We start from the raw sequence: 10,546 nt of genomic DNA, 5'->3' as shown, positions 1-10,546 counted from the left end.
TGGGGTCAGTTTGGATATCGAAAATTATTGTACTATAAGGGCTTCCCCGGCGTGTCAACGCCGGTGTTTATGGTTTCTGTCTGCTCTTCAGTAAAAATAAAGGGGAGAGACTGCGGTACTATAAACGGCCATGATGAATCGTCATCGATTCGGACCCTGATGAAAGACGCGCGTGAGGTTCTTGTTCGTTAAGCGGATACGTATATCCTGTACAATAGCCAGATAGGCCTCACGGGGTCTAACCCTTTATCATCAACGAATTGCAGGTCAGATGGTTATTTTGTTTCGTGCTTTAGCTGGCTGAGTACAGCCTGAAATCATCACCATAATGCAATGATGCCCAGCACAGCCTTGCGTTTTTGGCGGCGATGGCTACAACGGCACGCCAGTATCCTCTGCGATCGACCAGTGAACAGACCCAACGACTGAATAAATCAGTCCTTTTCTCGGCACCAATCAGAACCGAACGAGCCCCCTGAACCAGTAGCGTTCGCAGATACGAATCGCCAGCTTTAGTTATCCTGCCAAGCTTTGATTTCCCACCACTGCTGTACTGCGATGGCGTTAGTCCCAGCCAGGCTGCCAGTTGTCGCCCATTTTTAAAATCGTGTGCATTACCGATACTGGCGACCAGCGCACAGGCCGTTGTGGGACCAATCCCTTTCAGTTCCATCAATCGCTGGCTGCGGTGATCTGTTTTTGCCATGCGGGACAAAATCCGGTCATATTCAGTAATATTATCTTCAATACGATCAATGTGTTCCAGCAGGTCATTAACACATTGTTGAACCTGAAGTGGCAAAGAACTCTTCTGCTCAGAAACCATGTGACGCAGGGCATCTGTACTTTGTGGGGCGATGACACCGAATTCCGATATCAAACCTCTCAATCGGTTATATGTTGCTGTTTTCTCTTCGATAAAACCCTGTCTGATACGGTGTAGGCATTGCATCGCCTGCTGGCTCTCATCCTTCACTGGTACAAACCGCATATGCGGGCGACGAACTGCTTCACAGATAGCCTGAGCATCAGCTGCATCATTTTTGCCTGATTTACCGGCCATGCGGTAAGGAGATACAAATTTAGCAGCCATCAGCCGTGGTTCATGACCATATTGCCGAAACAACCTTGCCCAGTAGTGAGCCCCGGAGCATGCCTCCATCCCGATAACACAGGGAGGTAAACTGGCAATCAGCTCAGGAAGGGCAGCACGCGATACTTTGGGTTTAACCAGAACAGTTTTACCGTGTTGGTCAACGCAGTGAACAGCGAACACATTTTTAGCAAGATCGATACCGACAGTCGTGATGGTCATAACGAATCCCTCCGGGGCTATGTTTACCCCATGATTGCACAAGAGTTAATCAGGCGCATATCCAGGGGAAGTCCCTTCCATTCGTTAAGGCTATTTTTTGACCTTTCGACTTTAGCGGGTCTCAACCGACGAAACTTACCGGAAGCCGGTATCCGGTTGCTTTTCCAGATATAATCGCCTGTCAGATTGATATGCTCCCAGCCTAGCGGGGACAAATGCGACAGCAATTGATCGTTGATCTTCACCCCTTTACGCTTCAGGGCATCGACCGCTCTTTCCATATAGACGGTATTCCACAGCGAGATAGCTGCCGTCAGCAGCGTCAGTCCACTGGCGCGATAGCTCTGATTTTCCGGTTTACGATCCCTGATTTCACCCAGACGGTGCAGGAATACCGCGCGCGCCAGCGCGTTACGGGCTTCTCCTTTATTCAGTCCCGCCTGGACCCGCCGACGAAGTGCCGGATCGCGGAACCAGTCGATCATAAACAGCGTTCGTTCAATACGGCCAATTTCTCTCAGTGCTTTGGCAAGTCCATTTTGCTTTGAGTAGCTGGCAAGCTTTTTCAGCATCAGGGATGCCGTCACTGTTCCCTGCTTTATCGAGGTTGCCAGACGCAACACTTCACGCCAGTGAATTTCGATCTCTTTCAGGTTCAGGCTGGTCGTTGATATCAGTGACTGAAGCGCCGGGTACTGGTCTGCTTTCCCTTTGATAAACAGCTTCTTGTCATGGAGATCCCTGATTCGCGGACAGAACGCAAATCCCAGCAGATGCATCAGGGCAAAGACATGATCGGTGAAACCCGCGGTATCGGTGTAATGCTCCCTGATTTTCAGGTCACTTTCGTGGTACAGCAAGCCATCGAGAACATGGGTTGAATCCCTGACCCGACTTATTATGCAGGTGTAAAACGGGCTGTATTGATCCGAAATATGGGTATAAAACTGTCGTCCGGGCTCCTGCCCATATTTCGGGTTAACCTGTCCTGCGTAGCGGCCAGTGCTGCCTGTTCTGAAATTCTGTCCATCTGATGATGATGTTGTCCCGTCTCCCCAGAATGCCGCCAGCGGCCTTTTCCCCTGCGCGTTTACCAGTTCTGCAAGGGCGGCTGAATAGGTTTCGTCGCGGATGTACCATGCCTGAATATCTTCAAGTGATGATTTGGTACTCCCGGGGCAGGCTTCTGCCATTTTTGTCAGGCCAAGATTGATGCCATCCGCAAGAATGGTGGTGAGAAGCAGGCGGGTATCGGGACGGGTAATGTCATTTTTTATATGCGAAAAATGTCGGGTAAACGTCGTCCAGCCGTTTACCTCATCGAGAATTTCCGTGATTTTAGGGCGCGGTAGCATGCTGTAAACCAGCTCTGCCAGCGGTGAAACCTGCGCCGGTACGCAGTTATCCAGCGGAGAGACTTTTACGCCCCTGTCGGAAATTTCCACATCGGGCAGTTCACCAAGGGCTGCCATGGCATTGACCTCTTCAAGTCTGGACTGAAGCAGGGTCATACGGCTGGTAATGTACTCATGGTAATCAGCAGATACGGGCAGTGGCAGCGCCGGAGTGAGTTTGTCAAAGTCCTTTTCGGGAATGAGGTAATCATCAAAATTTTTGTAGCGCCGTGAGCCTTTAACCCAGATGTCCCCGGAGCGCAACGCTCCCTTAAGCTCGCTGAGCGCACAAAATTCATAATACTGCCGATCAATACCCGCAGGTGTAATCACCACCCTGTGCCAGCTTTCAGGGACAAACTCAAGCGGCGCAGTCGCCGGAACTTTACGTGAGTGCTTCAGGTACATATCCTTGATCACAACCAGCGCATCAGCCAGAGGTTGCGCTGCCGGGGTTGCGACTAACTGTAAAGTGGATAACATGCGTGGGGCATATTTCCGTAATATGCTGTATTTCTCGGTAATAATATGCAGCGGGTCAAAATTATTTTTTCTGGCGAGATGGCGTGTTTCCTCCAGACTGGCGACAAATTCAGGCCATGGGAGTATATTTTCTATTGCGAGCCATGGATCGTCACCGGAATCGCGGGCATCAGACAGCGCCTGACCGACATCGATGTACTGCCTCAGTTTTGACTGGATCAGCTTTCCGGTCTGCTGAAGGCGCTCTGCCTGTGTTCTTTTGGCTTTGCTGAAAAGGCTGTTCAGCATTCGCTCATGCAACTCAATCACTTCGTCTGTCAGTGTGGCTCTGGCTTCTTCCAGCACGCACACCAGGATCGCATGACGCCGGGTTGCTGAAAATCGGGTCAAATCACGGCTACTCATCTTCCGGCCTTCCCGCGCCAGTTTCAGCAACCGGTTCTGGTGAATGGTACGATCTATACCTTCCGGTAATGCCAGCGATTCAACGCTGCTGAGCCGATCAAGATGTTGCAGCACGTTCTTACCATTGATTTTACCCGGCGGTTGCAGAAGCCATGTCAGCCTGGAAGACTGATTATCCGATGACTCAAGTAAACGATCCAGGGCATCCCTGTGAGCCGGAGTTAACGGGGCATTCAGAGTCTGAAATACGATTTTATCGCCGCCTGCCATGGCCTCAGCACAGGTACGCTCCACGACATCAATCGCGGGGATTATTACGTTGTTCTGCCGGAGCCAGACCAGCATCTCTTCGGCCAGGAGAATACCTTTATCAGTACGCGTCGCCATCGACAGCAGGTGTGTAATACAGTCCTGCTGTATTTTGCCGGTAAATGCCTTCACGCCAAGATAGCGGTACAGTTCGGTTAAATGCTCGCGCCGGGTCGTATCCCTGCCGGAAAGGTAAGCAGGCCAGAGATCACCGGTAAGATTTAGCCTGCTGGCGATATGTTTCAGCAGTGCATCAGAGGGTGGGATTTTTTTATCCGGGGCAAAGCCAACATTTTTCAGATAGCAAAGAAGGACGGCAAAACCAAAACGGCTGGCGGGTTTACGGTGAGCACAGATAAGCGCCAGATCATGCTCACTGAAATAGGCCATCCGGGTCAGCGTTAACTCATCGTCTGGCAATGCCAGTAATGATTCTCTTTCCGACAGAGAAAGAATCTGCCTCCTTGCCATATAGTTTCCCTCATAAATTATCCGATGCGGTATTTTTAACAAAAATGGTTATCGCATAAGGGTACACCCTGAAGCCATAACCAAAACGTGACGGCACACGATAAATGACATAACCTATATGCGATAGAATAAATGCAATAACCTAAATGCGATAACGCGGTGGGAAAATGTTCATCAGAGCTTATTTAAGGGCATCGACGGAAGACCAGTTCGCCGATCGGGCAAAAGAGATGCTGGAGCAGTTCGTCCAGGAACGGGGGCATAAAATCGCCAGCTACTACCGGGAAAATATCAGTGGCACAAAACTTGAGCGCCCGGAACTAGGGCGCTTACTGATGGACAGTCACCACAATGATATTTTATTGGTCGAGCAGATAGACCGTCTGACACGTCTCAGCAACAGCGACTGGATGACGCTAAAAAAACAGATAGAACAACATGAGCTGCGAATTGTCAGTCTTGATGTGCCCACATCATGGCAGGCACTGTCAGATAAGGACCCTTCGCAGGCCGACCCGATAACCCGCGCAGTAATAACCGCCATCAATAACATGCTTATCGATCTGATGGCCGCAATGTCACATAAGGACTGGCTGAGCCGCCGCCAGCGGCAAAAACAGGGAATCGAGCGGGCTCATACAATTGGAAAGTACCGGGGTAAGCAGGCCGATCAGGAACGGCATCAGAAAGTCCTGTACTACCGGCAGGTAAAGAAACTGAGTATCCGGGAAACGGCGGATGCTACAGGCTACAGTGCTTCACAGGTTTGCCGGATACAAGCGCTTCATAAAAATAATGAAACTGCCTGAAAGGCTGGAATAACGGTGTTTATTTGCAGTCATGGCCTAATAGTTAGCGCCCTGTAACAACTTTTGTGATTAGCAGCCTGACGCATCATCTATGTAAGGAAAGTCCGCTGTGTGCCAGAAGCGGACTTTTTAAAAATATTGCGTGCCCAACAATTGGGCGCAGGTCACATCAAGTACCCTCAGAATTATAGAGAATACCTGAAATTTTTGTAGAGCGAGGTTTGTTACCCTACCCGACCAGCGACATGTGGTTAGTTTAGTGATCAGAAATGTCGAGCGTTTGGTCGTTCATTGACGCGGGATCTTCCAACGGTTCCACATGAGTGGTGATATGGATAAAAGGCAGTGCGGTGCGGATATCATTCTCTATACGCTCGGCCCAGTCGTGCCCATATTGAACAGTCCATCGCCCAGGAACTAGGATGTGCATTGTCATAAACGCCCGCCCGCCAGCCTGGCGTGTACGTAGTGCATGGAAATCAAGCCCCTGTTCACGATATCCTGCCAGCAGTGACTCGATTTTTTTGAGTTCTTCCGTGGGTAGCGATACGTCCATCAGACCTGCAGCTGAACGACTCATAAGCTGATAACCAGTCCAAACGATGTTGGCTGCGACCAGCAATGCAACGATTGGATCGACCCAAAACCAGCCGGTCAGATAAACCAGTCCGACACCAAAAATGACACCGACCGACGTCCAGACATCGGTCAGCAGGTGATGAGCATCTGCCTCAAGAGTGATAGAGTTGTGCTGCCTGCCAGCCCTTAACAAAATGCGAGCCGTCACAAAATTAAGGATTGATGCGACTGTTGAAACCAGTAATCCGAGACCAATCTCCTCAAGCGGCTGTGGAGTTAACATCCGCTCAACTGCGGTATAGGCGATACTGGCTGCCGCCAATAGGATCAGAAATCCTTCGAAAGCACTCGAGAAATATTCGGCTTTGCCGTGCCCATATGCATGGTTCTCATCGGCCGGAAGCGCAGCCAAGGTCAGCATCCAGAGCGCCATTAGGGCTCCTGCGAGGTTAACTACGGATTCGATGGCATCAGATAGCAGACCGACCGAACCGGTCATTTTCCACGCCACACCTTTGAGTCCGATAGTGGCAATAGCCGTGGCAATGGAAAGCCAAGCGTAGTGCGTCAGCGGACGAGGTAACCCTTTTGTTTTAGTCATTATTAACTTCCTAAAATAGGACGACTAACTCACATTTCTATCCATGATAGATAATTAAACAATCATTTCGCCATGAATATTTTTTCGTTTTTATTAAATTTAATTAAAAAGTCTCTGCAAGTGCTGTTTCATCTTCTAGTAAACTAAATTTTATTTTTAGGGTTTTCTTCAACTTGAAGTAATATTATCTCACAACAGATTAGTCACTTAGGTTAACTGAGCGGCTTTTATATTTTTCAATTAAAATATGCAAAACTCCCATTGCACCATGTGCATAAAAATAGACCTCAATGAAAGTAGTAAAGAACTTATGCCAGTGGATTACTGTTTCAGCCAGATTTGACTGCATGGTATTCAACAAGAACCATAGGCCACCTGAAAGTGCTACAATTAGCAATGCTAGAACTCCAAATCCTTGGATTGTACTGGCAATACCTCCCGAATGTGCATCGGGCAGTCGGAAACTAGTCAACGTTTTTATATCTTGCTTAATACCACTAAAGTCAAGCCCTACCCATGAAAAATAATAAGTAAAACCTCTTTGAGTAAGCATCCAACTTAACATAATAAAACCACAAATAATCAGTCCTAACCCTGAAATAATGTGCATCCAGGTTATAACTCCTTCAAGACTATGTTCACCAATTGCTTCGGTCTCTGTCAGATTAGAGTTAATAATTTGTGATAATATTAGAAATGCCACAATGATGTGAAGAATACGAAAAAAAGGAGCGTAATCATGGGGTAATAGATTCCAGAGTCGCAATTTCATTAATGAGTCCTTAGTAAATTTATCGATGATCTTAATCATACAAAAGAATTATTAGGATAACCTTAATTCTTAAAATTGCAGCAGGCATTAGTTCACCTCTGATATGGCCACTTGCGAAATGGGAATGGTAACTGTTATTACTATGTGTTTACTTGCTGTTCTTGTTACGCAGCCCCTTAAACACATTACTTTCAAATATGATTTCCTGCTGGGTTTAAATATGTGTCTTTCTATAGTGCGGCAACCTATTTTTACACCAACTCATGAATTAAATAAGAATCATAAATTAAATGAGAGGTTTAATTCTCTTGCTTAACGCGATGATATTAAATGGAAATTTTAATTTTTGTAATTTATTAAACAGTTAGAATGAGACATGGTAAATACGATCTTCCTTTAGATAATTCTGATAGCACTTTTTCTACTGGGCAGTCTGCAATGTCCGCTTCACGCCCTGAGACATTCGACAAGCTTTTTATGGCTTCAGTAAGGGCGAGTGGCGCGCTTCGAGAGCCAGCAAATATTTTGCTTCATCGTACTGGGTTCTGGCCTTCCAGCAGCGGTAAATGATCCTTATCCATTTGAACGCCAGTGCCCGGATCGCAGACTGATGAGATTTGCCCTTCTCTCTGAGGCCCTGATAATACAGTCTGGCCCAGTATGATGAATTAACCGTCTTGGCAGCCCATTCAACAAAGGTTTGCCTGACGAACTTGGCACACTGCCATCGCCAGTGAACCCAGGATTTCTGGCCACTTCGTTCTGTCACCGGTGCAATACCTGCGTAGTTTTGAATTTCTTCAGCGCTGTTAAACCGGTCACGGTTATCACCAAGTGCAGCAAGCATTCGTGGGCCCATACACGGCCCCATGCCCGGAAGTGATTTGAACAGCTCCGCATCTGGCAATGTGTCAAACAACGCTTCGATTCGTTCGTCATAGGTTTTGATGATTTCACTCACGACTTTAATTTGTGTCGCCAGTGCTGTTGCCATCAAAGCATTAGCCTCTATAACGCTCGGGTCTGTAGTCAATGGGATCGCGTTATCAATACTCGCAACACGTTGCTCGGTAAGAGCCATTGCGCGGCCACCTTTGGCATTCAGAAAGTTGCGGATCGTGTCGCGCCTCGCTCGTTTCAGTTGTTGCAGACTGGGCCACCGGATAATCAGCTCACACAATAGTAAGCTACCCCGATGTGAGAACCACTCCAGTGGCTGAGGATAATACTGTTTAAGTGTGTTGATTATCCGGTTCACAAAACGGCGTTTATCTTCAACCAGCTGACGGCGCTGCTCAACCAGTTGCTGGAGTAACCGGATATCCGCATTGTCGGGTTCAATGGCTTTTATCTTTTGGGGATAACGCAGCATTAACTCTAATGCCAGCTCGGCATCCTGCGGGTCATCTTTAGCGCCGCTGGGCGAGAAGGCCTGCCGGTAACGAGCCAGGGACAAAGCGTGGACGGGGAAAACGGTGATAAATGGATATTTCTGAAGAGCATACACCACGGGACCTTTCTTCAGCTCAACGGCGATAGCGATCCTGCCTTTTACCTTCTGGTGTAACTCGGTAAGCCAGACATCAAGTGCTTCCGGCGTATGTTCAATCACATGGAATGTGCGTTCACCGTTTTTAAACTGAACACAGACATCGTGCTTTTTATCTGCCCAGTCCAGACCAACGTGCGCAGCAAATTGATTAGTCGCAGTCATCACCAACTCCTTTTTATCGGGGATTGGTATGCATTCCACGCTCTTCGAAAGAAATATAGCCAGCAGTTTATCTGCATGCCCTGAGTATTCGTTAGCGAACGTGGAGCACCCACTGGCTCGAAAGAAAAGCGGCGATCATCACGTGATTCTCGCTCAATATTCGTAACCAGTAAGCGCATACCCTGAATCACTTAAAGTGTAATTCTCAGGGTGCGAATGACTATATCTCGCTCAAAGCTGCCTGTCAAAGTGGTCAAGCTCTACCACAGCTCAGAGGTACAAAAAATCACCTTAACGAATGGAAGGGACTTCCCCTGGATATGCGCCTGATTAACTCTTGTGCAATCATGGGGTAAACATAGCCCCGGAGGGATTCGTTATGACCATCACGACTGTCGGTATCGATCTTGCTAAAAATGTGTTCGCTGTTCACTGCGTTGACCAACACGGTAAAACTGTTCTGGTTAAACCCAAAGTATCGCGTGCTGCCCTTCCTGAGCTGATTGCCAGTTTACCTCCCTGTGTTATCGGGATGGAGGCATGCTCCGGGGCTCACTACTGGGCAAGGTTGTTTCGGCAATATGGTCATGAACCACGGCTGATGGCTGCTAAATTTGTATCTCCTTACCGCATGGCCGGTAAATCAGGCAAAAATGATGCAGCTGATGCTCAGGCTATCTGTGAAGCAGTTCGTCGCCCGCATATGCGGTTTGTACCAGTGAAGGATGAGAGCCAGCAGGCGATGCAATGCCTACACCGTATCAGACAGGGTTTTATCGAAGAGAAAACAGCAACATATAACCGATTGAGAGGTTTGATATCGGAATTCGGTGTCATCGCCCCACAAAGTACAGATGCCCTGCGTCACATGGTTTCTGAGCAGAAGAGTTCTTTGCCACTTCAGGTTCAACAATGTGTTAATGACCTGCTGGAACACATTGATCGTATTGAAGATAATATTACTGAATATGACCGGATTTTGTCCCGCATGGCAAAAACAGATCACCGCAGCCAGCGATTGATGGAACTGAAAGGGATTGGTCCCACAACGGCCTGTGCGCTGGTCGCCAGTATCGGTAATGCACACGATTTTAAAAATGGGCGACAACTGGCAGCCTGGCTGGGACTAACGCCATCGCAGTACAGCAGTGGTGGGAAATCAAAGCTTGGCAGGATAACTAAAGCTGGCGATTCGTATCTGCGAACGCTACTGGTTCAGGGGGCTCGTTCGGTTCTGATTGGTGCCGAGAAAAGGACTGATTTATTCAGTCGTTGGGTCTGTTCACTGGTCGATCGCAGAGGATACTGGCGTGCCGTTGTAGCCATCGCCGCCAAAAACGCAAGGCTGTGCTGGGCATCATTGCATTATGGTGATGATTTCAGGCTGTACTCAGCCAGCTAAAGCACGAAACAAAATAACCATCTGACCTGCAATTCGTTGATGATAAAGGGTTAGACCCCGTGAGGCCTATCTGGCTATTGTACAGGATATACGTATCCGCTTAACGAACAAGAACCTCACGCGCGTCTTTCATCAGGGTCCGAATCGATGACGATTCATCATGGCCGTTTATAGTACCGCAGTCTCTCCCCTTTATTTTTACTGAAGAGCAGACAGAAACCATAAACACCGGCGTTGACACGCCGGGGAAGCCCTTATAGTACAATAATTTTCGATATCCAAACTGACCCCA

The 10,546-nt window shown here is 48.1% G+C and carries 9 protein-coding genes; 3 read left to right on the top strand and 6 right to left on the bottom strand.

Annotated elements, in window-relative coordinates:
• A partial coding sequence (locus OGY13_RS06560) for a hypothetical protein (RefSeq protein ID WP_094168952.1) occupies positions 1-192 on the top strand: 192 nt, incomplete at its 5' end.
• A gap of 100 nt (positions 193-292) precedes the next feature.
• On the opposite strand, the gene OGY13_RS06555 is transcribed toward OGY13_RS06560, so the two are convergent.
• A complete protein-coding gene (locus tag OGY13_RS06555; protein ID WP_001572362.1) occupies positions 293-1,315 on the bottom strand; it encodes an IS110 family RNA-guided transposase in 1,023 nt (340 codons plus the stop codon).
• A gap of 23 nt (positions 1,316-1,338) precedes the next feature.
• Positions 1,339-4,377, bottom strand: a complete 3,039-nt coding sequence (locus tag OGY13_RS06550; protein ID WP_045269834.1) for a Tn3 family transposase — start codon at positions 4,375-4,377, stop codon at positions 1,339-1,341.
• A 167-nt stretch (positions 4,378-4,544) separates the two neighbouring features.
• Here OGY13_RS06550 and OGY13_RS06545 point away from each other — a divergent pair, with 167 nt between their 5' ends.
• A complete protein-coding gene (locus OGY13_RS06545) occupies positions 4,545-5,186 on the top strand; it encodes a recombinase family protein (RefSeq protein ID WP_001567361.1) in 642 nt (213 codons plus the stop codon).
• A 256-nt stretch (positions 5,187-5,442) separates the two neighbouring features.
• Here OGY13_RS06545 and OGY13_RS06540 read toward each other — a convergent pair whose 3' ends face one another.
• The 3 genes from OGY13_RS06540 to OGY13_RS06530 form a co-directional block, all read right to left on the bottom strand.
• Positions 5,443-6,366, bottom strand: coding sequence for a cation diffusion facilitator family transporter (locus OGY13_RS06540; RefSeq protein ID WP_000167917.1), 924 nt, complete (start codon positions 6,364-6,366; stop codon positions 5,443-5,445).
• A gap of 199 nt (positions 6,367-6,565) precedes the next feature.
• Positions 6,566-7,138: a cytochrome b/b6 domain-containing protein gene (locus tag OGY13_RS06535; RefSeq protein WP_001515348.1), complete on the bottom strand. Its 573-nt coding sequence runs from the start codon at positions 7,136-7,138 to the stop codon at positions 6,566-6,568.
• Positions 7,139-7,613: 475 nt separating this feature from the next.
• Positions 7,614-8,852 (bottom strand): IS110 family RNA-guided transposase, encoded by a 1,239-nt coding sequence (locus tag OGY13_RS06530; protein WP_003030308.1) that lies wholly within the window; start codon positions 8,850-8,852, stop codon positions 7,614-7,616.
• Between the two features lie 379 nt (positions 8,853-9,231).
• On the opposite strand from OGY13_RS06530, the gene OGY13_RS06525 reads away from it, so the two are divergent.
• The gene (locus OGY13_RS06525) at positions 9,232-10,254 is read left to right on the top strand and encodes an IS110 family RNA-guided transposase (protein WP_001572362.1); all 1,023 of its coding nucleotides are present in this window, start codon (positions 9,232-9,234) and stop codon (positions 10,252-10,254) included.
• Positions 10,255-10,354: 100 nt separating this feature from the next.
• Here the strand turns inward: OGY13_RS06525 and OGY13_RS06520 are convergent.
• The coding region (locus tag OGY13_RS06520) for a hypothetical protein (protein WP_094168952.1) at positions 10,355-10,546 on the bottom strand (192 nt) is incomplete at its 5' end.

It is taken from the genome of Citrobacter sp. Cpo045 (genome assembly GCF_030332875.1).
In the GTDB taxonomy this organism is placed as follows: Bacteria; Pseudomonadota; Gammaproteobacteria; order Enterobacterales; family Enterobacteriaceae; genus Citrobacter; species Citrobacter portucalensis.
Note: the sequence above shows the minus strand (reverse complement) of the source record. Positions and strands in the feature narration are given on the sequence as shown.

Coding starts and splice junctions, on each gene's coding strand:
- OGY13_RS06555 (WP_001572362.1), bottom strand. CDS start 1,315: ATGACCATCACGACTGTCGGTATCGATCTTGCTAAAAATGTGTTCGCT.
- OGY13_RS06550 (WP_045269834.1), bottom strand. CDS start 4,377: ATGGCAAGGAGGCAGATTCTTTCTCTGTCGGAAAGAGAATCATTACTG.
- OGY13_RS06545 (WP_001567361.1), top strand. CDS start 4,545: ATGTTCATCAGAGCTTATTTAAGGGCATCGACGGAAGACCAGTTCGCC.
- OGY13_RS06540 (WP_000167917.1), bottom strand. CDS start 6,366: ATGACTAAAACAAAAGGGTTACCTCGTCCGCTGACGCACTACGCTTGG.
- OGY13_RS06535 (WP_001515348.1), bottom strand. CDS start 7,138: ATGAAATTGCGACTCTGGAATCTATTACCCCATGATTACGCTCCTTTT.
- OGY13_RS06530 (WP_003030308.1), bottom strand. CDS start 8,852: ATGACTGCGACTAATCAATTTGCTGCGCACGTTGGTCTGGACTGGGCA.
- OGY13_RS06525 (WP_001572362.1), top strand. CDS start 9,232: ATGACCATCACGACTGTCGGTATCGATCTTGCTAAAAATGTGTTCGCT.